Below are 26608 nucleotides of genomic sequence, written 5' to 3'. Positions count from 1 at the left end.
ATGGTGCGATGCTCGGGTGATCGCTGCCGAGTCCACCGAGCTGTTCGTCGGACCTCGGACCGCGTTGCTGCAGGTGGTGCGGTTGACCTCGCCCACCCTGGCGGGACCGGTGCACGCGCACGTCCGCGGCCGCGGCCTGCACTCGCCGCGGCACGGCTGTCCGCTGGCGGAGGGCCCGTTCGGCTACGAGGTCGCCGTCGACGTCTCCGAGCACCCGCCCGGCGCCGTGGTGCCCGCCCAGGTCGTCGTGCGGTCCGCGGCCGGCACGGAACAGTGCGCGTTCTCGCTGGTCGTGGGCTCGCCGGGGTGGACGGTGCACCTCGTCGCGCACGTGGCGGGCGATGCGCCCTTTTCTGCCTTGCGGGCTCACCTGGACCTGGCGCTGACCGACCTCGCCTACCGGTTCGCCGTGACGTCGGCCGAGCTGGTGCAGCCCTACTGGGACACGTTCCCGCAGCACCGCTCGCTGCTGCTGCGGCTGATCGCCGAGGGCCGCGTCGAGGTCGTCGGCTTGGAGTCCAATGTGGTCGGTGTGCGGCCGTTGCTCTCGGCGCTGCCTTCCGGTTCCTCGCTGACGGCTGCTTCGCTGGGGGAGGCCGAGCGCTCGGTCTACGCCTCGTTCCTGGAGCTGCGGGACTCGGCTTCGGCGCCGCACGTGATGCTGCCGGTCGGGGACGCCCGTTCCGCTCCGAACCCGTGGGTGACCGCGATCCACCACGACTGGAGCGCGCGCTACACGTGGCCACGAGTCATCTGCTCGTTGCCGCGCGACTACTACGTGCGGAGCTCCGTGCCAGTACCGCGCGCTCCGGAGGACGACTCACCCGCCGCCGTGTTCGCCTCGCACGCGTCCCGGCTGACCGGCGCCACCTTTCCCACCGCCGCCCTCGCGCGCGCCGCCCACGCGCACCCGCGGGAAGCCTTCGACCTGCGGTCCGAGGTCATCTCGCGCTCACTCGCCGCCCTGACGTCCACTATGGACTCGTCGGTCGTCGTCTGGAACCCGTTGTCCGCGCCGTGCACCGACATCGTGTCCGTGCACCTTCCTTCCGCTCGCAACGTGCACGTGGAGTCTGAGGGGTCCGTGCTGCCGACGTTGGTGGACGGCGTGACCGTGACGTTCCTGGCGCGCGACGTGCCGGCACATGGTTGGCGCACCTACACGTTGGTCGAGGACGACATCGACCACGGCTGGAAACGCGGCGGCGGCACGGAGATCGCGTCCACTCACTTCGCCCTGTCGTACGACCCGATCGCCTCCCTCGTCGCCGTGGACGGCCCGGTTCTCCCGGCGCCTCACCTGATCGGCCCGGTGAGCGTCTGGCACAGCGAGGTCGGCGAGAAGATGGTCGGCTCCACGACCGTCGCGCTGTGGAACGACGTCGACCACCTCGACCCGTCACCGCTGGTCGGCGTGCTCGGCGCGCGAACTCCCCCGGCCGGCACCCTGCCGTCCGTCCCCTCCCGGCTCTCGCTGGCCGGACCGCCGCTCGGACCCGTCCGCCCCGCCGTGACCCCGGTCTTCGCGCGCTACTGGCTGCACGAACCCGCACCGCTCGGCGGCCTGCCCGCGAACCTGCACCTGGAGGTCCTCGGCCCGGCCCGCCTGCGCGTGGTCGCCGTGTCGGACGGCCCCGCGTTCACGGGCACCGTCCGGCTGTCGCTGCCCGACGGCTGGTCGGCGTCCTGGGAGACGCTGCCGGTCTCCCTCCCCGCGGGCGGCCACGTCGCGGCCGAGGTGAGCCTGGTTTCGCCGCGCACCCCCGGGTGCCACCCGATCCGTGCCACGCTGGAGGGCCTGCCGTTCGACGTCTACGACGTCGCGCTGCTCACCGTCCCCGAATGGGACGCGGAAGACCCGGTCGAGGTCCTGTGGGTGGCCTCGGCACCGACTTTGGTGTCGGTGCGCGCCGGGGAGTCGTCGGTGCTGCGGGTGGTCCTGGCTTCCGGTGCCCATGGTGACCTGCCGGTTCAGGCACGGCTGCTGTCGCCACGGTCCTCGTGGGAGATCGTCGGGCCGTTCTGCGTGGGAGGCCTTCTTCCCGCACGGGGCCGGTTGCCGCTCGACTTCACGGTCTCGGCGCCCTCCTGGGCCGCGCCGGACTCCTGGTCGGCGGTCGTCCGCGTGGCTGCGGCCGACCTGGTCAGAACCACTGCCCCCATCCGCCTGGAAGTAGCTGGTTAGCATGGCTTCCCGTGACTGATCTCGTGCTGGCACTGGACTGCGGCGGCACCAAGATCGCTGCCGCCCTGGTGGACCCCTCCGGCAACGTGGTGCGCTCCACCCGAGTCCCCACGCCGGCCGCCGACCCCTGGGACGCCGTCGTCTCGGTGATCTCCGCGGTGGTCCAGGACGCGCCGGTCTCGGCCGTCGGCATCGCCTCGGCGGGACCGGTCGACACCCACGCCGGCACCGTCTCCCCGATCAACGTGCCGTCGTGGCAGGACTTCCCCCTCCGCTCCGCGGTCGCCTCCCTGTTCCCCGGCCTCCGGGTGGAGCTGGCGGGTGACGGCGTCTGCATGGCCCTCGGCGAACACTGGCGAGGCGCGGGCCAGGGCAGCACGTTCATGGTCGGCCTGGTCGTGTCCACCGGCGTGGGCGGCGGCCTGGTGCTCGACGGACGTCCCTTCGGCGGCCGGACGGGCAACGCGGGCCACATCGGTCACGTCGTGGTGGACCCGGACGGCGACCCCTGCACCTGCGGCGGCCGGGGCTGCGCCGAAACCGTGGCGGGCGGCCCTCGCATGGTCGACTGGGCGCGCCGCGCCGGCTGGCAGGCCCCGGACGACGCCGACGCCGCCCACCTGGCCGCCGCCGCACTGGCCGGGGAGGAGATCCCGCTGGCCGCCTTCGACCGAGCGGGCCAGGCGGTGGGCATGGCCATCGCGGGCGCTGCGGCGGTGTGCGACCTGGACCTGGCCGTCATCGGCGGCGGGGTGGCGCAGGCCGGTGAGCTGCTGTTCGAACCGGTCCGCCGCACGCTGAAGGCGCACGCCGGGCTGTCGTACCTGGCCGGACTGGAAGTGCGGGCGGCCCGGCTGGGCGGTGAGGCAGGCCTGGTGGGCGCGGCCGCGCTGGTCCGCTAGGCAACATCAGGAGACGCCGGTCACCCGGCGACGCGCGTGTGCCGCAGCGGCGACTCGACTCGTCCCATCTCTACCCCGGCGCCCTCCAGCGCCACCCGGACCGCGCGGGCGATCTCCACCGCGCCAGGCGTGTCCCCGTGCACGCAGATCGAATCGGCGGCGATCCGCACTGGCCGTCCGGAAACGCTGCGAACCCAGCCCTCGACGGCCAGCTGCACGCACCGGGCGGCGATCTCGGCGGGATCCCGCAGCACAGCCCCCGGTTCACCACGGGGAACCAGCGTCCCGGCGGCCGTGTAGGCCCGGTCTGCGAACGCCTCGTGCCACACCCGCAACCCGGCCACCGAGGCGCGCTTCAACCACACGGCCCCCGGCGGCCCGAGCACGGCGAGCCCGGGATCGAACAGCCGGACCGCGTCGACGACGGCATCAGCCTGAGCCTCGTGCCGGACCAACGCGTTGTACAACGCGCCGTGAGGCTTCACATAGGAAATCCGAGTGCCGGCGGCACGCGCGAACGCGGACAACGCGCCCAGCTGGGCCAGCACCTCGTTGGTCAACGTGTCCGGCGAGACGTCGATGAACCGCCGCCCGAACCCGGCGAGGTCGTGGTAGCCGACGTGGGCGCCGACGGTGACACCAGCGGAAGCGGCCAGCGCGCAGGTCTCGCGCATGGTGTCGGCGTCCCCGGCGTGGTAGCCGCAAGCGATGTTCGCGCTGGTCACGACGGACAGCAGGGCCCGGTCGTCGCCCAGCCTCCAGTGTCCGAACCCCTCACCGAGATCCGCGTTCAGATCCATGCCCGCCCCCTCCAGCCCTCACGACCTCGCAGATCGTTGGATTGTTGAACGATTCTACGATAGTGCAATAGAACGATCCTGCAAATAGACTGCCGAGGTGACCGAGACGTGGGTGTCGACGCTGGCGCAGGGCAAGGCCGACCTGGAGCGCGCGAGCACCGCGCAGAAGGTCGCCGACATGCTGCGGGAGCGGGTGCTCGACGGCGAACTGGAGCCGGGGCTGCGGCTCAGCGAGGAGGCGATCGGCGGGGCGCTGGGCGTCAGCCGCAACACCCTCAGGGAAGCGTTCCGGCTGCTCACGCGTGACCGGATCCTGGTGCACGAGCACAGCCGCGGGGTCTTCGTCCGCCGGCCGACCGGCGACGACGTGCGCGACCTCTACGCCGCACGCCGGGTGATCGAGTGCGGCGCCCTGCGCCTGTGGAACGACGTCGGGGATGCCCAGCGCGAAGCGGTCAGGGCGCCGGTACGCCAGGCCGTGGCGCGGGCCGAGAAGAACGACTTCAGCAAGACCGGCAGCGCGAACATCCAGTTCCACCGCGGCATCGTCGGGCTCGCGGGCAGCATCCGGCTGAGCGACGAGTCGGACCGGCTCTTCGCCGAGCTCATGCTCGCCTTCCGCGTCGCCCACGAGGTGGACGCGTTTCATCAGACCTACCTGCCGTGGAACCGCAAAATCGTCGAATTGTTGAACAAGGGAACGGTTGATCAGGCGGTCGCACAGCTCGACGAGTACTTCGACGCCGCCGAGCAGGACCTCGTCAGCCGTCTTGCGGCGGATCAGTCCAAAGAGAACGTTAAGTCGTAGGCAACGATTCCGATCACGAGGCTGACGGCACCCTTCATCAGGCCTAACATCCGCGCAACACCGCGTACACGGAGGGCCCACCATGCCGTCGGATCACAGGACCGGCTTGCGCTGGAGCAACTGGAACCTGCTGCTGATAGTTCCGCTGCTCATGCTCATCACGCCGTGGTTCAACCAGGACGAGCCCCGGATCTTCGGACTGCCGTTCTTCTACTGGTACCAGTTCGCGTTCGTCCCGCTCGGCGTGCTCTGCGTCGGGCTGGTCTACGTCAAGACGAAGGACCAGCCCGTGGTCACCGGCAAGCCGGACAAGCTCGGCGTTGACGACCTGGACGAGGGAGCGAACTGATGCAGTGGACCGAGCTGATTGTCTTCAGCGCCCTCTTCCTGCTGGTCACGGTCATGGGCTTCCTCGCAGCGAAGTGGCAGAAGGGCGATACCCTCGACCACCTCGACGAGTGGGGTCTCGGCGGTAGAAAGTTCGGCAGCTGGATCACGTGGTTCCTGGTCGGCGGCGACCTCTACACCGCCTACACCTTCGTCGCGGTGCCCGCCCTGATGTTCGGCGCCGGCGCGATGGGCTTCTTCGCCCTGCCGTACACGGTGATCCTCTACCCGATCGTGTTCCTGCCGCTGGTGCGGATGTGGTCGGTCAGCCGCGTGCACGGTTACGTCACGCCCGCCGACTTCGTGAAGGGCCGCTACGGCTCGCACTGGCTGGCGCTGCTGATCGCGATCACCGGCATCGTCGCGACCATGCCGTACATCGCGCTGCAGCTCGTCGGCCTCGAAGCGGTGCTGCGGTCCATGGGCCTCAACGGTTCCGGCATCCTCGGCCACCTGCCGCTGTTCATCGCGTTCGTGATCCTCGCGCTCTACACCTACCAGTCGGGTCTGCGGGCGCCGGCGCTGATCGCGTTCGTCAAGGACATCCTGATCTACATCGTCATCCTGGTGGCGATCGTCTACCTGCCGTCGAAGTTCGGCGGCTGGGGCGAGATCTTCAACGACGCGCAGGCCAAGTTCGACGCGACGCCGACGCCGGCTGACGGCATCCTGCTCAACGGCAACAACCAGCTGCAGTACGCGACGCTGGCGCTCGGATCGGCGCTCGCGCTGTTCATCTACCCGCACTCGCTGACCGGCATCCTGGCCAGCCGCGGGCGCAACGTCATCAAGCGCAACATGGTCGCGCTGCCGGCGTACTCGCTGGTGCTGGGCCTGCTGGCGCTGCTCGGCTACGTCGCGATCAGCGCGGGCACCAAGCCGATCGTCAACCAGGCGACCGGCCGTCCCGACACCAACACGATCGTGCCCGAGCTCTTCGGTGCGAACTTCCCGTCGTGGTTCGCCGGCATCGCGTTCGCGGCCATCGGCATCGGCGCGCTGGTGCCGGCGGCGATCATGTCGATCGCGGCGGCGAACCTGTGGACGCGCAACGTCTACAAGGAGTACATCCACAAGGGGGCGACCCCGGCGCAGGAGGCCAAGCAGGCCAAGCTCGCGAGCCTCGTGGTGAAGTTCGGCGCGGTCGCGTTCATCGTGTTCGTCGACCCGCAGTTCTCCATCGACCTGCAGCTCATCGGTGGCGTCATGATCCTGCAGACGCTGCCGGCGGTCGCGATCGCGCTGTACACGCGCTGGTTCCACGTGTACGGCCTGATCGCCGGCTGGATCGCCGGTATGGGCTACGGCATGTGGCTGCTCTACAACATCGGCAACCCGGCCATCGGCAAGGCACACTTCGCCGGGTCGGCACTGCCGCTCGGCAAGCTGTCGATCTTCGGCTGGCACCCGTTCGGCGACTCGGCCATGACGATCTACGTCGGCATCGTCGCGCTGGCGGTCAACCTGATCTTCGCCGTCATCGTCACGCTGATCGCCAAGAAGGCCAAGATGTTCAACGGCACGGACCAGACCGATCCGTCCGACTACCACGTCGACGAGGACAACCCGCGCGTCAAGCCCGTGGCTGCCCACTGAGACACTGCGTTAATACAATGGGCCACCCGCCGGTTACGGCGGGTGGCCCTCTTCCGTTGAGATCGAAGACGTGAAAACCATCGCCGGACTGGTCGGACTGACCGCGCTCGCCCTCACCCTGAGTCCTGCCCTCGCGCACGCGCAGGACTCGAACTGCTACGACACCACCGTGCCGCTCACCGTCGAGGAGCAGCGGCTCGACGACACGCTCGTCACGGGCGGCCCCGCTGTCGGCCCCGCGCTCGTCGAGCTCGCCGGGTTCGACGCCCGCGTCACGGACTTCACCGCCAAGCTCTGCCGGCAGGTCGTGCCGAAGCAGGCGAAGCAGTTCGTGGAACGCGAGGGCAACGCGCTGTGGAAGGCCGCTGTCGCCCGCGCCCAAAGCACACAACCCCTGGCACACGACGCCTACGACGACCGTCCGCTCTACTGGGCGCGGCTGCGGCTCAGCGCCGCGTTGCGCCAGTGGACGCCGCGGTTCGCCCTGCCGCCGAACGACCGCGCGAAGCTCATCCAGCAGTTCGACTGGGCCTCCCGCGGACTCAGCGACTCGGCCTTCCCGGCCACGCCCGGCGTGCGCAGAGTCGCGGTCACCGGCTTCGACCCGTTCCAGCTCACCGGCACGAACGTGCGGCGTGCCAACCCGGCCGGTGCGGCGGCGCTGCAGCTCGACGGCCGCGAGATCGACACGCCGACCGGCAAGGTCGTGCTGCAGGCCTCCGTGCTCCCGGTGCTGTGGGGCGGGTTCGACGAGGGGATCGTCGAGCAGTTCTACGGGTCCGCGTTGCAGCAGAAGCCAGACGCGTTCGTGACGATCAGCCAGGGTCGGCCCGGCCGGTTCGACATCGAGCGGTGGGCGGCGCGCTGGCGCGGTGGCTTCGCGGACAACAACAACATCGGCTCGTACGGCAGCGTGCCCAACGCCGCGGGCTGGCCGCAGCCGGCGAACGAGTTCATCGAGACGAGTCTGCCGTTCCAGAAGATGATCGACGCGGGTACCGGCCCGTTCACCGTGGCGCTGAACCGGAGCTTCTGCGAGTGGGTCGTCGTCGGCTCGCAGCAGTCCTGCCGCACGGACGAGCCGACTCCCGGCAGGGTCGCGGCCTCCGGCAGTGGCGGTGACTACCTCTCCAACGAGAGCATGTACCGGGCCAACCGGCTGCGAATCGGTTACGGCGCAACGAATGTCCTCGGCGGACACCTGCACACTCCGGTGCTCGGGCAGCCCGCCGACCCGGCCGCGCTGACCGATGCGGCCTTCGAAAAGCAGCGCCGGGACATCGCCGATCAGGTGAAGGCCCTAGTCTCTGTGGTGTGACTCGTGTGCGGCTGGCGGTGGCAATTGTCCTGAGCACGTTGACGCTGTCCGCGTGCACGATTCAACTGGGAGGGCAGGCGGTCCCGGGACCGCTGCCGTCCACCGCCTCCGCCGCCGCACCCACGCTGCCCAAGGCGGGTCAGTGCATGAACGCCGACAGGCTGTTGGTGTTGCAGTGCACCGAGTCGCACGAGGCCGAGGTCATGAGCGTCGGTGAGCTCACCGGCCTGCCCACGACCTACCCGGACACGCAGGCGCTGCGCAAGGCGGCGCTCCCGCCGTGCCGCCAGACGCTCAACGAGTACCTGGGCAGCCCGGACGCGGACTCGACGCGCCTGCGGGTCTGGGCGTTCTGGCCGAACGAGCAGGGCTGGAAGGACGGGCAGCGCTGGCGGCTGTGCACCGTCGTGGAGATCAGCCCGGACGAGAAGCCACTGGCGCGCAAGGGTTCCGTGAAGGACGCTCTCAAGGGCGACGGCTTCAGCACGTTCCAGACCTGCACCCAGGGTTCGCCGTCCAAGGACCAGGAGGTCAAGGTCGTCCCCTGCAACACCTCGCACCTGGCGGAGGCAGTGCCCGCCGGTGTCGTGTCCCTCGGCAGGTCGACCGACCCCGCTCCGTCCAAGGAGCAGATGAACTCGATCGCGAGCGAGAAGTGCACCAAGGCCGTGCACCACTACCTGGGTTCGACCAAGCGCACGGACGTGTTCCCGGCGTGGCGGAACCCCGGTTCCCAGGCCTGGTCAGAGGGTTGGACCAACGCCGTCTGCTACGCGGAGGCCACGAAGACCTTCAGCAGCACCCTCTTCGGCATCCGCGACAACCCGCTGCCGAACTGATCCGGCGATCGCGACCCACCGGCTGTGGAGAACTCCCCAGGCTTGTCCACAGCTATCCACAACCTGTGCACAGAGCCGTCCACACCTGTGGACAACTTCGTTTCAAGTAGACGATGAGCTGCGCTGACTCACAGAAAATTGCTGCACAGGACCACTCCGGCGACCACGCCGACGGTTGAACCGAGGACGAACACGAGCGCGTAGCGCCACCACGGCGTACGGGCCGGTGGGGCGGGCGGCACGGGGTAGTAGCGCACGATGCCCGTGGTCGGGCCGACCTCCACATCACGCCTGGACCCGTCGTAGTTCAGCCCGCCGAGGAAGTCGTCCTGCGTCACACCACCAGTAGTACCGCATAAAGATGCCCCAGCGGTCGCCGTTGACCGCCGGGGCATCGAACACCTGAGAAGGATCAGCCCAGGCGCTGCTTCAGTGCCGCCAGCTCGTCGCGGAGCGTGGTCGGGACCTTCTCGCCGATCTTCGCGAACCACTCCTCGACCAGCGGGATCTCGGCACGCCACTCGTCGGCGTCGAACGCCAGCGAGGCCTCGATGTCCTCACGCGACGCGTCCAGGCCCTCGAGGTCGAGGTCGTCGGCCGTCGGCACGTACCCGATGGGGGTCTCGACGGCGGCGGACTTGCCCTCGAGGCGCTCGATGGCCCACTTCAGCACGCGCGAGTTCTCGCCGAACCCAGGCCACAGGAAGCGCCCAGGCTTGTTAGACACAGTGTCGCCCCGGCGGAACCAGTTCACATAGAAAATTTTTGGCAGCTTGTCGGCGTCGGCGCGCTTGCCGAGGTCGACCCAGTGCTGGAAGTAGTCGCCGGCGTTGTAACCGATGAACGGCAGCATCGCCATCGGGTCGCGGCGGACGACGCCGGTCTTGCCGACCGCGGCGGCCGTGGTCTCCGACGAGAGCGTGGCGCCCATGAAGGTGCCGTGCTGCCAGTCGCGCGACTCGGTGACCAGCGGGATCGTCGTGGCGCGGCGGCCGCCGAAGAAGATCGCCGAGATCGGCACGCCGTTCGGGTCCTCCCACTCCGGCGCCTTGATGTCGCACTGCTCGATCGGCGTGCAGTAACGGGAGTTCGGGTGCGAGCTGAGCTCCTCGCTGTCCGGCGTCCAGTCCTGGTGCTTCCACGAGGTGAGGTGGGCGGGCGGCTCGCCCATGCCCTCCCACCAGACGTCGCCGTCGTCGGTCAGCGCGACGTTCGTGAACAGCGAGTTGCCCTTGGCGATGGTGCGCATCGCGTTCGGGTTGGTGTGGTAGTCGGTGCCGGGCGCGACGCCGAAGAAGCCGTTCTCCGGGTTCACCGCGTACAGGCGGCCGTCCTCACCGAAGCGCATCCAGGCGATGTCGTCGCCGAGCGTCTCGACCTTCCAGCCGGGGATGGTCGGCTCCAGCATCGCGAGGTTCGTCTTGCCGCAGGCCGACGGGAACGCGGCGGCGATGTAGTACGCCTTGTTCTCCGGCGAGGTGAGCTTGAGGATCAGCATGTGCTCGGCGAGCCAGCCCTCGTCCCGGGCCATCGCCGAGGCGATGCGCAGGGAGAAGCACTTCTTGCCGAGCAGCGCGTTGCCGCCGTAGCCGGAGCCGAAGCTCCAGATCTCGCGGGTCTCCGGGAAGTGCGAGATGTACTTGGTCGTGTTGCACGGCCACTGCACGTCTTCCTGGCCGGGCTCCAGCGGAGCGCCGAGCGAGTGCAGCGCGGGGACGTACGGAGCGTCCTCACCGAACAGCGCGAGCGCCTTGCTGCCCATGCGGGTCATGATGTGCATGGAGACGACGACGTACTCCGAGTCGGTGATCTCGACACCGAGCATCGGCTTCTCCGCGTCGAGCGGGCCCATGCAGAACGGGATCACGTACATCGTGCGGCCACGCATGCAGCCCCGGTAGAGCTCGGTCATGATGGCCTTCATCTCGGAAGGGTCCATCCAGTTGTTCGTCGCGCCCGAGTCCTCCTCGCGCACGGAACAGATGTAGGTCCGCTCCTCCACCCGCGCGACGTCGCTCGGGTCCGAAGCCGCCCAGAACGAGTTGGGCTTCTTCTTCAGGGGCACGAACGTCCCGGCGTCGACGAGCTTCTTCGTGAGACGGTCCCATTCACCCTGAGACCCGTCGGCCCAAACAACCTCGTCGGGGCAGGTCAGCTCAGCGACTTCCTGAACCCAGGCGAGCAGACGCGCGTGGTTGGTGGGTGCCTGTTCGAGACCGGGAATGGTCACTGCCGTCATCTCGTCTCGTCTCCTGACTGAACGCCTCGGCAACCCGAGCACGTGGTGGTCCGGTGCAGGACTTCGTCGTCCTCGGGAATAGCTCCGTACGCCCGGTGGGGCCGGGCGTACGTGGAAGGGGATGGACCGAGGTTAGCCCGGTGAATGGCAGGTAACGCACCCCCAGCCTGTCGCTTCTCTCACAAAACCGATTCTGGAATCGATTCAGCACTCGGACGGCGTTAAGGCGAGCTTGAGATCGGAAAAACACAAGAGGCCCCGGTGCGGTTCTCACCACACCGGGGCCTGTGAGCTGCGCTTCAGTTCACACGTCAGTTCGGGCTGATCCACTGCCCGGTGGTGGAATCGATTCGGACGACACCGTCGAACCGTTCTTCCTCGAGCCAGTCGTCCGAGTCGTCCAGAATGCCGCTCTTCGAGTCGGTCACGTACCGGCCGTCGGACTCGATGTGCCCGTGCTCGACCTCGACCCAGTCGTCACCGCGGTGTTCCGACATCGTGACCTCGCCAGACCGTGTGATCTCGGTCGCCACGTCGGCCTTGCCGTCACCGTTCTTGTCCGTGAACAACCACGTGTCGCCGCCGTCGTCACGGACGACCGCGGTGTCGGCCTTGCCGTCGCCGTCGGTGTCCTCGGTCGCCTGGCCGACGTTTCGCTCACCTTCGTCGGTGTCCACGACAATCGCCTGCGTGGATGACGAATTCGTCTTTTCCTGATGGGTGTCGTTGGGGTCGACGGCGACCCACTCACCGGAATTCTCCTCGAACCGCGCCTGGCTCAGGAGATTGCCGTCCTTGTCGAACGTGCTCATCAGATCGGCGTCGCCGTCACCGTTCGTGTCGGTGAACGCGAGATGACCACCGTCATCGGTCTCGACGACGGCGGAGTCGTTCACGCCGTCGGAGTCGAGGTCGAAGGTGACGTCGGCGGTGTACTCCTCGTCCTCGACGGTCACCTTCAGCTCGGCGTCGGCCGCACCGTTCTCGTCGATGTACACCGGGACACACCTCCTACTTGCTCATGTACCGGTATGACCCACGTTAGGCGTGTTTGGTTCCCCGGCCAACCGTTTGAGCCGGTCCGGACGACGTTCCTCCTCCTCAGGCGCGGTCGCGGACCGAACGGATGCGGCCGAGCAGCTCCTCGGCCTTCGACCGCCCCTGCTCCACCTCGGCGAGCTGCCGGATCACGGCCTGCAGCTCGCGGCCGCGTTCGCCGGCCTCCATCCGCAACGCCCGGTCGACCTCCCGCAGCTCCGCCTCGATGGCCTCGATGCGCTTGGCCAGCGCCTCGTCCAGGGCCAGCGAGAGAGCCTGCTCGGCCTCGATCAGCTGCTCGGCGGCCAGCTGGTCCACTGTGGAGCGGGCGTCGGCGATCGAGTCGGAGAGCCACTGCTTGACGTGCTGCTTCTCGGCGGTGTGGGTGCGGGTGCGGGCCATCCACCAGCCCGCGCCGAGGCCCAATGCGATGGTCACGGGCAGGACGATCGGGTTCAGCGCGGCGATGCCGAGACCGGCCAGCGGCATGACGGCCAGCTTGCCCGCGCCCAGGCCGCCGGAGACGCCCATGAACACCAGCAGCTTGTCCTCGGCCGTCGGCGGGCGCTTCTCCTTGGGGCGTAACACGACGGGGGGTTGCACACCGCGGGCGAACTGGCCGCGGATCAGGGTCAGTTCCTCCGACGAGAACAGCGTGGCCAGGACGGCGTCGGCGACCTGGGACAGGCGCACGGACAGCGCGGTGGAGATGCGGCCGGACACGACCTGCAACGCGGTGTCGACCTGCTGCGGCAACGACGCCAGAGCGGTGCGGTCGGCCGCGTCGATGGCCTGGCGGTACCAGGTCTGCAGCTCGCGCATCTGGCGGGAGATCTCGTGCGAGTTCTCGACGCGGGCGCGCTGGACCTCGCCCCGCAGCCGCACCTGCCAGCCTCGGGTGGACGAGCGGCGTTCGGTCTGCAGCTCTTCGCGGCGGGCGCGCAACACCGCGGCCTCATCCTCGCCCACGGACAGAGCGCGCTTCTCGTGTTCGAGGCGAACGACGAGCTCGTCCAGCACGGTCGACAACGCGCGCAGGGCGTTGGCCTCGGCCAGCATTCCGGCGCGGCCCGCGACGAGCTCCTGCAGAGCGGTCTGCAACGACGAGATGCCGGAACGCTCCCGGAGCATGGCGGCCGCGTCCGGGTTCGGGGCCTGGGCGGCCAGGTCGAACATGCGCGACGACACCGGGTGGAACGTCGCGTCGGCGAAGCGCGGGGCGTGTTCGGCCAGCAACGCGCGGTCGGCGTCGAGGACCTGGCGCCAGCCGCGGTACTGGTCGGTCTTGGTCAGGGCGAAGACGACGGTCTCGACGCGGTCGCCGACGCGTTTCAGGAAATCGAGCTCGCCGCGCGTGAACGGGGACGAGGCGTCGACGACGAACACCAGGGCGGTGGCCGAGGTGACGGCTTCGAGCGCCAGTTCACCGTGCACCGACTCCAGGCCGCCGACGCCGGGAGTGTCCACAACGGACATGCGCTCCAGCAACGGGATCGGGGCGTCGACCTCGACGTAGCGCGGGGGCAGCTCGCCCTCGGGCAGTTCGTGGGCCGCGGAGACCCAGTTGATCAGCGCGGGCAGCGGGAAGCCGACGGGCGCGAGCAGGCCGGGGTAGCAGGCGCGGGCCGCCCAGGCTGGGCCGTGCTGGAAGACGAGGTACGTCGAGGTGGCGACGTCCGCGTCGACCGGCGACAGGCCCGGGGTCGCCAGCAGGGCGTTGACGAGCGAGGACTTGCCGCGGTTCGTCTCGCCGACGATCACGACCGACGACACCTCGGGGGCCGAACGCCGTGTGACCCAGTCGGCCATCGATGAATCTAGCTCGCGAACGAGAGAGGTGAGACGTTCGCGCGTCTGCCGGACGGTCTGCGAGAGGTTGCTCATCGGGCCGTGTAGACCGTCACGATCGGGGCGCGCAGGACACGACCGCGGTCGCGGAAGCCGGGCACCTCGGTCTCGGCGACCAGGCCCTGCAACGCCAGGTCGTCGGTCGGCAGGGTGCCGCCGGCCTCGTGCCGCGACGGGTCGAAGCGCTCACCGTCGGCGCGCACCGCCACTACTCCGATGGACGACAGGCCTTCCTCGATGCGTTCGACCACCCCGGCACTGGCGCGGTCCAGCGCGTACAGGCACAGCTGGACCAGCGCACGGCGTTCGGCCAGCGCCTGGTCCAGCAGCTCGTCGGCAATGGTCTCCACACCGTCGTCCGACGCCATGCCGGGGTGTTCGGTTCCGTTCACGCTCATCGGTGCCCCCCAGCACGTAGTTGCTGCCAGATGAGGAAGTACGCCCGATGCACGACGTGCGCCACCCGAGCCTGCGCCGGCGTCGCGCCGAACGACGCGAACGACCGCCACCAACCCGCGCGTTCCAGCGCGAACGCGGCCAGTTCCGCGCCGGGACGCCCGGCGAGGCCCAGCCGTTCGGCCACGTCCGGGGTGCTGCCGACGCGCAGCACCTCCTCGGTCAGGTCCGGTGCCAGCGCCACGGCACCGGACGAGACCAGCGTCAACGCCTCCAGCAACCGCAGCTGGTGCGCCTCCGGGCGGGCCAGCAGGACCTCGATCGCGTCGTGCACGCGCTGCCGTTCGCCGGGATCGCCCGCGGCCAGCGACGTGACCGAGGCCAGCGCGGCCGCCGCCTTGATGCCGTCGGCGCGGGCCCGGAACACCGCGTCCAGCCGTCCGCGCACGGCGGCGAACCCGGAGGCGTCGAACAGCACCCGCCGCAGCGCGCCGGCGGTCAGCGCGGGTTCGGCGTCGAGGGCCTGCAGGGCACGGCCGATGCCGTACAGGTCGAGCTTCTCCAGCAACCGCGACCGCACCCCCGCCGCGACGTCGCAGCCCCACGACGTGAAAAGGTCGCCGGACATCAGCATCATCGTGCGGGTGTCCGCGTCCAGGGCGGCCAGCGCCCGCAACGCCTCCGCGTCCGCCGACGTGAACTCACCGGTCTCCGCGGACTCGGCGAGCAGGCTGATCACCGGCAGTACGTCCGCGACCCGCGGCTTGAGCAGGTCGGCCTGCTTCGCCGCGAGGATCTCCGCGGCCCGCCAGACGTCCCCTTCCGAGCCTTCGACGGTTTCCGGCGCGACGGCGTCGACCTTGTTCAACGCGGCGATGGCGTTGACCGGACCGGCTTCGCGTGACGCCGTCGCGGCGGTGAAGGCGGCCAACGCCGAATGGTCGTCCGCGCGCACGCCCTGCGTCACGACGTAGAGAACGGCCTCGGCACCGGCGACGGCGTTGCGCGACACGGGATCCAGCAGTTCCTCGGTGCGTGCGACCGAGGCCGCGTCCAGCGAGCCGAGCCCAGGGGTGTCGATGACGGTGAAGTCGCGCAGCACCGCGTTCGTCAGATACGCCTCGATGTGCGAGATGCCTTCCACGCCAAGAGAAGCGGGGATCATGCCGTTCGCGTCGAACGGCAACACCTGCCGCCGGCCGTCTTTCAGTACGACTTCGATGCGGTCGACAGTTCCGTACTGATAACGCGTGACGAGCCGTGTGCACTCACCGATGTCGGTGGGCGCGACCCGTCGTCCGATCAACGCGTTCACCAGAGTCGACTTGCCGGACTTGATCCGCCCGGCCACCGCGACCTGCAACGGCGCGTGCAGGCGGCGCAGCACCTCCTGGAACCCGGCGGCGGTCCGCGGGGAGACCTGCGGCTGCAGGGCAACGCACAAATGGGCCACCGCCGCGCACAGCGGCCCAGCCAGTTGTTGTTGTCCCTGCAACGCCGTCACGGGCACAGATCGTGCCACGGTTTGTGCGCGCCCGTGCGCGGGTAGCCACAGCGCATGGGTGACAGCTACGTGACGTTCCTAGTGCTGGGGATCGTCCTGGTCGTGGTCGACGGCCAGCTGATCTACCACAGCGGCAAGGGATATTTGAAGCGCGCCGCGTACGACGACGATCAGGTCGGCGGCATGATGAAGCTGACCGCCGTGCTGTTCCACCTCGTCGTGCTCGGCCTGTTGGCGCTGGTGTCGATCATCGACGTCGAGACCGGTGACCCCGTGAAGAACGTGGTCGTGAAGCTGGGCATTGTGCTGTTGCTGCTGGCACTCGCACACGGCGTCACGATGGCGATCCTGGCCAGGATTCGGGATCGTCAGCTCCAGCAGCAGCTCGCGGACCAGATGGCCGAGGAGCACCGAATCTACGAGGAACGCCACTCACATGTGAGCGAACCGCGGCCCGCGAACAAGATCGAGTCGCCTTACTCACCCACGTAGTGGGCTCGCACGGCGTTCAGTGCCTCCCCCTCACTGGCGCCGAGTGACCGAGCGACGGCGACGAACTCCGCCGCGGCGGCGGAGAGCGGGTCCGGTGCATGCGAAGGCAGGGCAGCCACCACGGTGCCCTGCCTTCGTCCTGTTGTGATCACGCCCACGGTCTCCAGCTCCCGGTACGCGCGCGCCACGGTGCCCGCCGCGAGCCCGAGGTCGGCCGCGAGCTGCCGGATCGTCGGCAACCGCGCCCCGACCGGCAGCACCCCACCGCTGATCAACCGGACGAGCTGGTCCCGGACCTGGCGCCACGGCGCGACGCCGTTCTCGACGTCGACGACGATCCGGGGAGCTGTCACCAGACGATCTTCTTGGACACGACGTTGGTGTTGGCCATCAGCACCCACGCCGCGATGCCCACGAGGGCGAACACCCCGCCGACGAGCGCACCGACCACCGCCGCGCCGAGCCCCGCCGACACGTGCACGCTGCGGGTCCGCAGTGCCCGGTCGACCTCCTCGTCACCGTCCGCGGGCCGCGCCACCGCCGCCCAGGTGACCGCCGCGACCGCGCCGACGGACACCACGAGCACGGGCAGCTGCCCGATCTGGAGGGTCACGACCAACCAGACCAGCCCGATCGCCACGATCGCGGCGTAAGCGATCAACACGTACTGTGACCCGATGTCGAACAGGCCGCGCGGCGTGAGCGAGGCCACCCGCTGCGAGCCTTCCCGGGGCAACGACAACGCCAGCAGCTCGGCCAGCAACGTGCCGCCGAGCACCACCGCGGCCAGCGACCCGACGCCACGACCGGTGGCGAACGGCACGAGCGTCAGCCCGGCGTAGAGCCACGGGTAGAGCAACCGCCGCCGTTTCAGGTACCGGACCGCGTCGTCGATCTGCGCCGGCGTGGGGTCGGTCACCTTCCAGCTCTTCAGCAACCGCCTGCCGGTCGACCGCGTCGGCCACAGGACGACCAGCAGCACCAACCCGGCGCCGGCGGCCCACAGGACGTCGTACATGGCGCACCCCCGAACTTTGTGTCAACCCCTCAGCACAATAACTCACACTGAAGTCGTACGCAGCGTCAGCCCGTGGCGCGACGCGCGGAAGTTCGGCCCGCACCTAACCTTGTGCAGTGCGGCGGTTCAGCCTGTGGATGAAGTCTCATCCGGTGTTCGGGGACTCCCTGATCGCCGGAGTTCTGCTGATCTTCGACATGGGTTTCGCCGTCACCGCGGCCGACCGGGGCGTGTCGTTCTCCGCCTACCTCGTCGTCACGCTGCTGATGCTCGGCCCGCTGCCGTTCCGCCGCTACCACCCGCTCGGCAGCAGCTACCTGATCCTCGGTGGCGCGTTCCTGCAACTCTTCACGCACGGCGGCGAGGCCGGCATCCCGGTCCGCATGTCGGACTTCGCACTGGCCATCGCGCTCTACACGCTCGTCGCGTACACGAACCGCAAGACGGCGCTGATCTACGCGGGCTGGCTGCTGGCCGGCACCCTGCTCTGGGGGATCTTCCGGATCGGCGAGCTGCAGGCCGTCTTCTTCGTGTTCATGGTCTTCGTGATCTTCGGCTTCAGCTGGGCGATGGGCGAGTTCATCGGCGCCCGCCGCGCCTACCAGCGCGAGCTGGAACAACGCCTCGCCCTGCTCGAGACCGAACGCGACCAGCAGGCCAAGATCGCGGTGGGCGAGGAGCGCTCCCGGATCGCCCGCGAGCTCCACGACGTCGTGGCGCACTCGGTGAGCGTGATGATCGTCCACGCCGACGGCGCCGCTTACACGATCAGGTCACAGCCGGAAGTGGCCGAGAACGCGGTCCGCACGATCGCCGAGACCGGCCGCCTCGCCCTCACCGAGATGCGCCGCCTGCTGGGCGTCCTGCGCAGCGAGGACACCGAGACGCAGTGGGCTCCCCAGCCCGACGCGCGGGGCGTGGTCGACCTGGCGGAGAACACCCGCGCCGCCGGCGTCCCCGTCCGCCTGGAGATCACCGGCGACGTGGACGACCTCCCGGCAGGCGTCGGCCTGGGCGTCTACCGCATCGTCCAGGAAGCGCTGACCAACACCATCAAGCACGCGGGAACGGGCACGACCGCCCTGGTCCGCCTGGCCCGCACGCCGGAAGAACTACGGCTGGAAGTCATCGACAACGGCTTCGGCACGCCGCACGACGTGGTCAAGGTTTCCGGTGGCAACGGCCTGATCGGCATGAGGGAGAGGGCCGCGGTGCTGGGCGGCGACTTCGAGGCGGGCCCCAACCCCGGCGGGGGCTGGCGCGTGCGCGCGACATTTCCACTAGCCGCATAGGGTGATCGAGTGATTCGGGTACTGCTGGTCGACGACCAGGAACTCATGCGCATGGGCTTCCGCATGGTGCTGGGGGCGCAGGAGGACATCGACGTGGTCGGCGAGGCCGCCGACGGCCTGGACGCCGTGCAGATGGCCGACAAGCTCCGCCCGGACGTCGTCCTCATGGACGTCCGCATGCCCGTCCTGGACGGCGTCGAGGCGACCAAGCGGATCGCCGCGGCCGACACGGCGAAGGTCCTGGTCATGACCACCTTCGACATGGACGAGTACGCGCTCTCGGCCCTGCGCAACGGAGCCAGCGGGTTCCTGCTGAAGGACACCCCGCCGGCCGACCTGGTCTCGGCCCTGCGCGCGGTGGCCTCCGGTGACGCCGTGGTCTCCCCGTCCGTGACGAAGCGGCTGCTGGGCCGGTTCCTCGGCGACGGCGGCGGCGAACTGCGCGACGCCTCGGTGCTCGACGTGCTGACCGAACGCGAGCGCGAGGTGCTCGTGCTGATCGCGAAGGGCCTGTCGAACACCGAGATCGCCCGCAAGCTCTTCCTGTCCGAGGCGACGGTGAAGACCCACGTCGGCCGGATCCTGGCGAAGCTGGAACTGCGGGACCGGGTGCAGGCCGTCGTGCTGGCCTACGAGACCGGCCTGGTCCGTCCTGGCGACGCCTAAGCGGCATTGAGGTTGATGAGGGGAGCTTTCATAAACCTTGCCTAGCGGTACTGCTCGGGGTCGGCGTCCACGACCGCCCCCGCCATCCGCGGCTGCACGACCTCGTCCCACCAGCGGCCCCAGTCGGGCTGCGAGCCGTCGAGGTCGGTGAACCCGTACTCGCGCTTGAGCTTCCACGACGAGAGGCACTGGCCGGAGAACCTCGCGCGGTCCTTGTCCGCCGCGAGGTGTGCGAGGCCTCGGCCCAGGTAGTGCGGCGTCTCGGACAACGCGTAGTCGGGCACGTCCTTGATCGCGTCACGCCAGTTCGCCTCCGTGACGCCGAAGCCCTCCAGCATCTGCTCGGAGCGCAGGAACCCCGGCGTGGCGGCGACAGCGGTCACGTTCGGGACATCGCGAAGGTCCTTGGCGAGCACCTCGCCGAACCGACGCACGGTGTTCTTCACCGCGTCGTACGGGAGGTTCACGAAGTACGCCTCGCCGTCCTCGCCGTCGGTCACCTCGACCACGAGACCGTCGTCGGACTTCAGCAGGATCGGCATCAGCTTGTGGATGGCGATCAGGTGCGTCTCGACGCCGTTGCGCCACATGTGCAGCTGCCGGTCGAGGTCGTGCTCCCAGAACTTGCCCCACTCGACGAGGTTCTCGCCGCCCCAGGCGTTGTCGATGAAGATGTCGAGCCGGTCGATGCGCGCCGCCAGAGCGTCCACATCGGACGGCTTGGTGAGGTCGCAGCGGACCGCGATCCCCCTGCCCCCGGCCGCGTCCACGAGCTCGGCGGTCTCCTCGATCGTCTCCGACCGGCCGACCTCCGACTGCTGCGCCCGCGTCGTCCGGCCGGCGACGAACACCGTCGCCCCGGCCGCCCCCAGCTCGACCGCGATCGCCCGCCCCGCACCGCGCGTGGCACCGGTGACGACCGCGACCTTCCCGCTCAGATCGAGCTCACTTCTTGACGACACGGCGAGTTCCCCTTCCCTCGTGCCACGACAGGACGACCATCCCGTCCCCTTCGACGATGAGCTGCACGACCTCGGTGACGTCGAACCGGAACAGGTCCAGCTCGTCCGGCTCCGGCCGCCACCCCGTGCGCTCGAACAGTTCCTTCAGGTAGAGCTCCTTGTCGGTCCAGAACTCGGCCGTGCCGCCGACCTTCGCGTCACCGGCCTCCGTCATCGAGGCGGTCGTCGTCATGCAGTGCAGCGCGAACCGCGGATCACGCCGCAGGTCGCGGGACTTCAGCGAGTTCGGCATCATCCCCGCCCACAGCTCGCCCCGCGTGAAGTCCGGCTCCACACCGCTGATCCGCGGCGAGCCGTCCCGCCGCAGCGTCGCGATCAACGCGTGCCGGTCCGCGGCGAACCTGCTCTCCACGAACGCGGCCATGTCGGGCTGTTCCGCCGTGAACTCCGCCCAGGTAGCCATCAGCGCATCCCCTTCAACACCAGATCTATGTCCTCCGCCGTGCGGGTCAGCAGATCTCCGCGCGGCCGCACCGACCAGTCCATCGAGATTCCGTAGACCAGTGCGGCGAGGACGCGGGCGGCGTTGCGCGGCAGTCCTTCGGCCGCGCACAGGATCTCCAGCTCCGCCTCCAGCACCGCGTAGTGCCGTGCCAGCAACGCGCGCAGCTCCGGGTCGATCAGGTCGACGCCGAGCTGCGCGAGGTTGTTCGTCGCGACCACCGGGTCGGCCAGCCGGTCGAACCAGGTCAGCAACGCCTCGCGGACGCTGCCGGCCGCACGCGTCCGGCGGACGACCTCCTCGGTTCCCGCACGGGTCAACGCCTGCAGCAGGCCGCTCTTCGACCCGAACCGCTTCGCCACCGCACCGACCGACACCCCGGCCTCCGCGGCCACGTCGGCGACGGTGAACTCCGGTCCGCGCCGGTCGATGACGGCCGCGACGGCGTTCAGGATCCGTTCGTCGGTGATCGTGCGAGGTCGTGCCACCGCATTAGTGAACCACAGTTCACTAACCTTCGCATAGGGTCGCACCAGTGAACTGGAGACCGCGCCTGGTGGCATTGGACATCGACGGAACCCTGACCCCGGTCGGCTCGAACGAGATCGCGCCCGCCGTGAAGGCGGCCATCACCCGCGCGACGGAACACGGCGCCAAAGTCGTGCTGTGCACCGGCCGCAGCCTCATCGGCACCACCCCGATCGCCGCGCAGTTGCCCGCCTCGTTCGCCGTGTGCTCGAACGGCGCCGTGTGGTGGGACCCGGTGCGCAACGACGTGACCAGGCGCACGACGTTCGACCCCGGTCCGACGATCAAGGCGCTGCAGGCGCTGCTGCCCGGCGCCGTGTTCGCGATCGAGCAGACCGGCGTAGGCAACCTCTCGCTCGGCCACTTCCTGCCGGGCGACCTGTGGGGTGCGACGACCGACGCGACCTTCGACGAGATCGCGGCCACGCCGACGCCGCGGCTCGTCGTGCGCTGGCTCGACCACACGCCGGCCGAGCTGTCGTTCGCCGTGAAGGACCTGGAACTGCCGGGCATCGAGTGGTCGGTCGACCACACCGAGGCGTGGCTGACCGCGGTGCCGCTCAACGTCACCAAGGGCTCGGCGCTGGAGGAGCTCAGCGGGCAGTTCGGCATCGACGCCGCGGACGCGCTCGCGATCGGCGACGGCACCAACGACGTCGAGATGCTGAAGTGGGCGGGCCTCGGCGTCGCGATGGGGCAGGCGCCGGCCGGTGTGCACGCGGTGGCGGACATGGTCGCGCCGACCGTGCTGGAGGACGGCGCGGCCCAGGTCCTGGAGCGGTTCTTCCCCGCCTAGTCGGAGACGTTCCGGACGGCGACGACCTTGTCGGCCTTCACCCGGACGACCAGTTCGCCGGGCACGCCGTTGCGCTCGGCGAACTCGTCGGCTCGGTCGTCGCCCATGTAGCGGGCCGCTGTGCGGCCCGCCCAGTACTTCAGCTGATCAGGGTCCTCGTCGACGACGGCCTGGCCGGTGATCGTGACGAAGTTGAACGGCGGGTTCTCGTCGTCGAAGCACAGGGCAACGCGGCCGTCGCGCAGGATCGACTTGCCCTTCACCGTGTCGCGCCCGGTCAGGAAGACGACGTCGGGGCCGTCGAGGTCGACCCACACCGGCGCGACGTGCGGCGAGCCGTCCTTGCGGGTGACGGCCAGCTTGGCGGTGCGGGCGGGCTTGGCCAGCACGAACTCGCGCCACCAGCCTTCGGGAGCTTCCGTGTATCCCATGTGGCTCATTCAACTACGACGGAGGTAGCGGTACCCGGCGACGGAAGTTGACGGGATTCGAAGACCGCAGGGCGATGTGGCGTACCCCCTCGGAGCAGCAAGGTAGTACCCGTCACCGAGAGGGGAAACCAATGATCGAGGCAATCGGCCTCACCAAGAGATACGGCAGGACGGTCGCGGTCGACGACCTGTCGTTCACCGTCCAACCTGGACGCGTGACCGGATTCCTCGGTCCGAACGGCGCCGGCAAGTCCACCACCATGCGGATGATCCTGGGGCTCGACCGTCCGACGGCAGGCCGCGTGCTGATCGACGGCAAGCCCTACGCCGACCTGAACCGTCCACTGCGGACGGTCGGTGCGCTCCTCGACGCCAAGTGGGTGCACCCCAACCGTTCGGCCCGCGCCCACCTGCGCTGGCTCGCGAAGTCCAACGGCCTGCCGGGCGACCGCGTGGACGCGGTGCTCGACGCCGTCGGCCTCACGCAGGTCGCGGGCAAGAACGCCGGCGGGTTCTCGCTCGGCATGTCGCAGCGGCTGGGGATCGCCGCGGCACTGCTCGGCGACCCGAAGGTCCTGCTGTTCGACGAGCCGGTCAACGGCCTGGACCCCGAGGGCATCCTCTGGATCCGCACGTTCATGCAGAACCTCGCCGCCGAGGGCCGCACGGTCCTGGTGTCGAGCCACCTGCTGTCGGAGATGGCGCTCACGGCCAGCGAGCTCGTGGTGATCGGCCGGGGGAAGCTGATCACCCAGACCAGCACGCAGGAGTTCATCGAGCGCTCGACGGGTAACTCCGTCCTCGTGCGCAGTCCTCAGCTGTTCAAGCTCGGCCCGCTGCTCGTCGACAAGGGCTTCACCGTTCGCGACGGCGCGGACGGCGCGTTGTCCGTAACGGGTGCCACCAGCGACCAGATCGGTGACATCGCCGCCGCCAACGGTGTCGTCCTGCACGAGCTCAGCCCGCAGCGCGGCTCCCTCGAAGAGGCGTTCATGCAGCTGACCGGCGATGCTGTCGAGTACCACGCAGAGATCGGGAAGTGAGTCTGATGACCCTGTTGGCAGTCGAGAGAATCAAGCTTTTCTCCACCCGTTCGCCCTACTGGTGCAGCGCGCTCGCCATGGTCCTGGGCGTCGGTCTCACAGCGATCATCGCGGGTACGACCGACGGCCCGGTGCCGCTCGGCGTCACCCAGATCGGCAGCAGCCAGCTCGCCATCGCCGTGGTGCTCGTGATGGCGGCGCTCGCGGTCACCACGGAGTACCGCTTCAACACCATCCGCTCCACGTTCCTCGCGGTGCCGAACCGCACGTCCGCGCTCGTCGCCAAGACCGCCGTGGTCGCGTTCATCGCCGGTCTGCTCGGCGAGATCATCGCGTTCGGTTCGTGGGGCGTGGCCAAGCTGCTCTCGCCGAGCTCGGATCTCGCGATCAACACGGCGGCCGAGTGGCGGCACGTGGCGGGCGTCGGCCTGATCTACGCCGTCGGCGCGGTCATCGCCGTGGCCATCGGCATCCTCGTTCGCCAGACCGCGGGTGCGGTCGCGATCCTGCTCGTCTGGCAGATGCTGGCCGAGGGCCTGATCGGGATCATCCCCAACGTCGGCGTCAAGATCCAGGCCTGGCTGCCGTTCATGAACGCCACCCACTTCGTCTCGATGGGAGAGGCGAGCCCGGAACAGGGCGGCACGGGGGTCGACTTCAAGCTGAGCGAATGGGGTTCGCTCGGCTACTTCGCCGGCATCGCGGTCGCGCTGCTGGTGGTCGCGCTGGTCGTCGCCAAGCGGCGGGACGCGTGACCAGGTGCCGTGACCGGCACCGGTAAGGGGGAGCGGGACGTGGGTCATCCGTCGGGGGGTGACCCACGTCCCGATCAGTCTTTCGAGCGAGCCAGCGAACGGGAGAGGCCATGATCGAAGCAGTGCGGTTGCGCAAGCACTACGGCCGGACCAAGGCCGTCGACGACCTGTCGTTCACCGTCCGGCCCGGCCGCGTGACCGGGTTCCTCGGTCCCAACGGCGCCGGCAAGTCCACGACCATGCGGATGGTCCTCGGCCTCGACACACCGACCGGCGGCGACGTCACGATCGACGGCAAGCACTACGCCGACCTCAAGCAGCCGCTGCGCAAGGTCGGCGCGCTGCTCGACGCGAAGTGGGTGCACCCCAACCGTTCCGCGCGCTCGCACCTCAAGTGGCTCGCCGTGTCCAACAAGATCCCGGCCAGCCGGGTCGGCGAGGTGCTGGAGGTCGTCGGCCTCACCGAGGTCGCGCACAAGAACGCCGGCGGGTTCTCGCTCGGCATGTCCCAGCGGCTCGGGATCGCGGGCGCGTTGCTCGGCGACCCCGAGGTGCTGCTGTTCGACGAGCCGGTCAACGGTCTCGACCCCGAGGGCATCCTCTGGATCCGGCAGTTCCTGCACCGGCTCGCGGACGAGGGCCGCACGGTGTTCGTGTCGAGCCACCTGCTCTCCGAGATGGCGCAGACCGCCCAGGACCTCATCGTGATCGGCAAGGGTCAGCTGATCGCGCAGACCTCCACCGAGCAGTTCATCGCCGACGCCACCCAGGACCACGTGCGGGTGCGCTCACCGCACGCCGCGAAGCTGCGCGAGATCCTCGCGGCACACGCCACGGTCACCGACGACTCGGTGAGCGGAGCCCTGGTGGTGCACGGGCTTCCGGCGCAGCAGATCGGTGAGATCGCGGCGGAGCACCAGATCGTGCTGCACGAGCTCAGCCCTCAGCGCGGGTCGCTGGAGGAGGCCTTCATGCAGCTCACCAGGGAGTCGGTGGAGTACCACGCTCACTGAGCGGGGGCACCGGCGGCCGCGGGCGGCGTGACCTGATGGCGGGCAGGGCGATCAGCAGCCCGGTCAGCAGGGCCGTGCCGCCCGCGACGGCCGCGACGAACGGCAGCCGGTCCTCGATCACGACGGCCGGCTGGGCGACCGCGGTCGGAGCCGGTCGCGTGGTCGAGGGCTTCGGCGGCGGCAGCAACGGGTTGCGTTCCACCGGCGGGAGCTGCGCGGTGAGCGCGCCCATCGGGTCGACCAGGCCGAACCCCGTCGCCGCGTCGCGGCCGGGTTCCGCCATGTCCTTCGCCGTCTTGATCAACGCGTTGACGACGTCCTTCGCGGCCATCCGCGGGTGCTTCGCCCGCACCAGCGCCGCGACACCGGACACGATCGCCGACGCCGCGCTGGTGCCGTCCATCTCGGCGTACCCGCTGGCGTAGACGCCCTGCGGCGCGGCCGTCACGATGCCCTCCGCCGGCGCCGCGAGCACCGTGTCCGCGCCGACGTTGGACGACTTCCACGGCTTGCCCTCGCGGTTCGTGCCCGCGACCGCGATGACGCCGCCGATGTTGGCGGGCGCGGAGACCTCCCCGCCCTCGTTACCGGTGGCGGCGACCAGGACGACGTCCTTCTCGATCGCGTAGTTCACCGCCCTGACCAGGCTCGGTGTCATCGAGCTCGAGAAGCCCAGCGACATGTTGATGACCTTGGCGCCGTGGTCGGCGGCCCACCTGATGCTCTCCGCGACGACGTCGAGCGTGAACTGCTCCTTCTCGGCGCTCGCGATCGGCAGGATCTGGGCGCCGGGCGCGATGCCGAGCGCGCCCCCGTTGCGCCCGGTGGCGGCGATGATCCCGGCCATGCCGGTGCCGTGGCCGTCGGTGTCGGTCGTGCCGTCCGTGCCCTTCGAGCTGCCGAAGCCGGTGCCGGGTAAGACGCGTCCGGCCAGGTCGGGGTGCTTGGCGTCGACCCCGGAGTCGATCACCGCGACGATCACGCCATCCCCGCGTGCCTGGTCCTGCGCCGAGTAGATGTCGAGCGCGTCGAGGTGCCACTCCTGTTCCTCGATCGTCTGCGCGGCGAGCAGCAACGGCAGTGCGACAGCGAGCGCGGACAGCAGAGGCACGTCAGCTACATCGTGTTTCCACGTCAGGGCGCAACGTGCCCGGCGTCACACGTTGCGTAATAGTGCTGTTAACAAGCCGTGAAAACCGGCAATCTGGACATCACCGGCGTTTGAGTTCCCGTTCAATTGGGTTATCCCC

28 protein-coding genes are annotated in these 26608 nt (G+C 69.4%); 14 read left to right on the top strand and 14 right to left on the bottom strand.

Annotated elements, in window-relative coordinates; all coding sequences use genetic code 11:
• The first annotated feature begins 16 nt into the window (after positions 1-16).
• Positions 17-2185 (top strand): hypothetical protein, encoded by a 2169-nt coding sequence (locus ACRSBM_RS40920; protein ID WP_434452074.1) that lies wholly within the window; start codon positions 17-19, stop codon positions 2183-2185.
• A gap of 11 nt (positions 2186-2196) precedes the next feature.
• On the top strand, positions 2197-3087 hold the full coding sequence (locus ACRSBM_RS40915) for an ROK family protein (protein ID WP_434452073.1): 891 nt from the start codon (positions 2197-2199) through the stop codon (positions 3085-3087).
• Between the two features lie 20 nt (positions 3088-3107).
• On the opposite strand, the gene ACRSBM_RS40910 is transcribed toward ACRSBM_RS40915, so the two are convergent.
• On the bottom strand, positions 3108-3887 hold the full coding sequence (locus tag ACRSBM_RS40910; protein ID WP_434452072.1) for a LamB/YcsF family protein: 780 nt from the start codon (positions 3885-3887) through the stop codon (positions 3108-3110).
• Between the two features lie 97 nt (positions 3888-3984).
• Between ACRSBM_RS40910 and ACRSBM_RS40905 the strand changes: the two genes are divergently transcribed.
• The 5 genes from ACRSBM_RS40905 (at position 3985) to ACRSBM_RS40885 (ending at position 8835) form a co-directional block, all read left to right on the top strand.
• On the top strand, positions 3985-4695 hold the full coding sequence (locus ACRSBM_RS40905) for a GntR family transcriptional regulator (protein ID WP_434452071.1): 711 nt from the start codon (positions 3985-3987) through the stop codon (positions 4693-4695).
• An 82-nt stretch (positions 4696-4777) separates the two neighbouring features.
• The gene (locus tag ACRSBM_RS40900; protein ID WP_434452070.1) at positions 4778-5044 is read left to right on the top strand and encodes a DUF3311 domain-containing protein; all 267 of its coding nucleotides are present in this window, start codon (positions 4778-4780) and stop codon (positions 5042-5044) included.
• Positions 5044-6678: a monocarboxylate uptake permease MctP gene (mctP, locus tag ACRSBM_RS40895; protein ID WP_434452069.1), complete on the top strand. Its 1635-nt coding sequence runs from the start codon at positions 5044-5046 to the stop codon at positions 6676-6678. The genes ACRSBM_RS40900 and mctP overlap by 1 nt, the downstream gene beginning before the upstream one ends.
• Before the next feature lie 70 nt (positions 6679-6748).
• Positions 6749-7996, top strand: a complete 1248-nt coding sequence (locus ACRSBM_RS40890) for a hypothetical protein (protein ID WP_434452068.1) — start codon at positions 6749-6751, stop codon at positions 7994-7996.
• Positions 7993-8835, top strand: coding sequence for a septum formation family protein (locus ACRSBM_RS40885; RefSeq protein ID WP_434452067.1), 843 nt, complete (start codon positions 7993-7995; stop codon positions 8833-8835). The genes ACRSBM_RS40890 and ACRSBM_RS40885 overlap by 4 nt, the downstream gene beginning before the upstream one ends.
• Before the next feature lie 128 nt (positions 8836-8963).
• On the opposite strand, the gene ACRSBM_RS40880 is transcribed toward ACRSBM_RS40885, so the two are convergent.
• The 6 genes from ACRSBM_RS40880 to ACRSBM_RS40855 form a co-directional block, all read right to left on the bottom strand.
• A complete protein-coding gene (locus tag ACRSBM_RS40880) occupies positions 8964-9173 on the bottom strand; it encodes a hypothetical protein (RefSeq protein WP_434452066.1) in 210 nt (69 codons plus the stop codon).
• A 74-nt stretch (positions 9174-9247) separates the two neighbouring features.
• Positions 9248-11074, bottom strand: coding sequence for a phosphoenolpyruvate carboxykinase (GTP) (locus ACRSBM_RS40875; RefSeq protein ID WP_434452065.1), 1827 nt, complete (start codon positions 11072-11074; stop codon positions 9248-9250).
• A 311-nt stretch (positions 11075-11385) separates the two neighbouring features.
• Positions 11386-12072 carry a DUF6802 family protein gene (locus ACRSBM_RS40870; protein WP_434452064.1) on the bottom strand — a complete coding sequence of 229 codons (687 nt, stop codon included), beginning with the start codon at positions 12070-12072 and terminating at the stop codon, positions 11386-11388.
• A 103-nt stretch (positions 12073-12175) separates the two neighbouring features.
• On the bottom strand, positions 12176-13996 hold the full coding sequence (locus ACRSBM_RS40865) for a dynamin family protein (RefSeq protein ID WP_434452063.1): 1821 nt from the start codon (positions 13994-13996) through the stop codon (positions 12176-12178).
• On the bottom strand, positions 13993-14328 hold the full coding sequence (gene grpE / locus ACRSBM_RS40860) for a nucleotide exchange factor GrpE (protein ID WP_434453443.1): 336 nt from the start codon (positions 14326-14328) through the stop codon (positions 13993-13995). Before grpE ends, ACRSBM_RS40865 begins: the two co-directional genes overlap by 4 nt.
• 26 nt (positions 14329-14354) lie before the next feature.
• On the bottom strand, positions 14355-15866 hold the full coding sequence (locus tag ACRSBM_RS40855; RefSeq protein ID WP_434453441.1) for a dynamin family protein: 1512 nt from the start codon (positions 15864-15866) through the stop codon (positions 14355-14357).
• 48 nt (positions 15867-15914) lie between these two features.
• Between ACRSBM_RS40855 and ACRSBM_RS40850 the strand changes: the two genes are divergently transcribed.
• Complete coding sequence (locus ACRSBM_RS40850; protein WP_434452062.1) at positions 15915-16352, top strand: hypothetical protein; 438 nt, start codon at positions 15915-15917, stop codon at positions 16350-16352.
• Here ACRSBM_RS40850 and ACRSBM_RS40845 read toward each other — a convergent pair.
• Together ACRSBM_RS40845 and ACRSBM_RS40840 are read right to left on the bottom strand one after the other, a co-directional pair.
• Complete coding sequence (locus ACRSBM_RS40845; protein ID WP_434452061.1) at positions 16337-16705, bottom strand: GntR family transcriptional regulator; 369 nt, start codon at positions 16703-16705, stop codon at positions 16337-16339. The two genes, ACRSBM_RS40850 and ACRSBM_RS40845, sit on opposite strands and share 16 nt — an antisense overlap.
• Entirely contained in the window at positions 16702-17370 is a 669-nt protein-coding gene (locus tag ACRSBM_RS40840) for a hypothetical protein (RefSeq protein ID WP_434452060.1), read from the bottom strand. The genes ACRSBM_RS40845 and ACRSBM_RS40840 overlap by 4 nt, the downstream gene beginning before the upstream one ends.
• A gap of 116 nt (positions 17371-17486) precedes the next feature.
• Between ACRSBM_RS40840 and ACRSBM_RS40835 the strand changes: the two genes are divergently transcribed.
• Positions 17487-18662: a sensor histidine kinase gene (locus ACRSBM_RS40835; RefSeq protein ID WP_434452059.1), complete on the top strand. Its 1176-nt coding sequence runs from the start codon at positions 17487-17489 to the stop codon at positions 18660-18662.
• Between the two features lie 9 nt (positions 18663-18671).
• Positions 18672-19328: a response regulator gene (locus ACRSBM_RS40830; RefSeq protein ID WP_434452058.1), complete on the top strand. Its 657-nt coding sequence runs from the start codon at positions 18672-18674 to the stop codon at positions 19326-19328.
• Between the two features lie 41 nt (positions 19329-19369).
• Here the strand turns inward: ACRSBM_RS40830 and ACRSBM_RS40825 are convergent, their stop codons facing one another.
• Genes ACRSBM_RS40825 through ACRSBM_RS40815 form a run of 3 tightly spaced genes read right to left on the bottom strand, consistent with a single transcriptional unit; the run spans position 19370 to position 21280 of the window.
• Entirely contained in the window at positions 19370-20290 is a 921-nt protein-coding gene (locus tag ACRSBM_RS40825; RefSeq protein WP_434452057.1) for an SDR family oxidoreductase, read from the bottom strand.
• On the bottom strand, positions 20274-20753 hold the full coding sequence (locus tag ACRSBM_RS40820; protein WP_434452056.1) for a pyridoxamine 5'-phosphate oxidase family protein: 480 nt from the start codon (positions 20751-20753) through the stop codon (positions 20274-20276). The genes ACRSBM_RS40825 and ACRSBM_RS40820 overlap by 17 nt, the downstream gene beginning before the upstream one ends.
• Positions 20753-21280, bottom strand: a complete 528-nt coding sequence (locus tag ACRSBM_RS40815) for a TetR/AcrR family transcriptional regulator (protein WP_434452055.1) — start codon at positions 21278-21280, stop codon at positions 20753-20755. The genes ACRSBM_RS40820 and ACRSBM_RS40815 overlap by 1 nt, the downstream gene beginning before the upstream one ends.
• A gap of 47 nt (positions 21281-21327) precedes the next feature.
• Between ACRSBM_RS40815 and ACRSBM_RS40810 the strand changes: the two genes are divergently transcribed.
• Positions 21328-22116, top strand: a complete 789-nt coding sequence (locus ACRSBM_RS40810) for an HAD family hydrolase (protein WP_434452054.1) — start codon at positions 21328-21330, stop codon at positions 22114-22116.
• Here ACRSBM_RS40810 and ACRSBM_RS40805 read toward each other — a convergent pair.
• Complete coding sequence (locus ACRSBM_RS40805) at positions 22113-22547, bottom strand: PPOX class F420-dependent oxidoreductase (protein ID WP_434452053.1); 435 nt, start codon at positions 22545-22547, stop codon at positions 22113-22115. The genes ACRSBM_RS40810 and ACRSBM_RS40805 overlap by 4 nt on opposite strands.
• 131 nt (positions 22548-22678) lie before the next feature.
• Here ACRSBM_RS40805 and ACRSBM_RS40800 point away from each other — a divergent pair, with 131 nt between their 5' ends.
• The 3 genes from ACRSBM_RS40800 to ACRSBM_RS40790 all read left to right on the top strand — a co-directional run bounded on the left by ACRSBM_RS40800 (position 22679) and on the right by ACRSBM_RS40790 (position 25358).
• Positions 22679-23590 (top strand): ABC transporter ATP-binding protein, encoded by a 912-nt coding sequence (locus ACRSBM_RS40800; protein ID WP_434452052.1) that lies wholly within the window; start codon positions 22679-22681, stop codon positions 23588-23590.
• 5 nt (positions 23591-23595) lie between these two features.
• Positions 23596-24345, top strand: a complete 750-nt coding sequence (locus tag ACRSBM_RS40795) for a hypothetical protein (protein ID WP_434452051.1) — start codon at positions 23596-23598, stop codon at positions 24343-24345.
• Between the two features lie 110 nt (positions 24346-24455).
• Positions 24456-25358, top strand: coding sequence for an ABC transporter ATP-binding protein (locus tag ACRSBM_RS40790; RefSeq protein WP_434452050.1), 903 nt, complete (start codon positions 24456-24458; stop codon positions 25356-25358).
• Here ACRSBM_RS40790 and mycP read toward each other — a convergent pair.
• Positions 25324-26469: a type VII secretion-associated serine protease mycosin gene (gene mycP / locus ACRSBM_RS40785; protein ID WP_434452049.1), complete on the bottom strand. Its 1146-nt coding sequence runs from the start codon at positions 26467-26469 to the stop codon at positions 25324-25326. The genes ACRSBM_RS40790 and mycP overlap by 35 nt on opposite strands.
• Between the last annotated feature and the right edge of the window lie 139 nt (positions 26470-26608).

It is taken from the genome of Lentzea xerophila (assembly GCF_051094245.1).
GTDB classification, from domain to species: Bacteria; Actinomycetota; Actinomycetes; order Mycobacteriales; family Pseudonocardiaceae; genus Lentzea; species Lentzea xerophila.
Note: the sequence above shows the minus strand (reverse complement) of the source record. Positions and strands in the feature narration are given on the sequence as shown.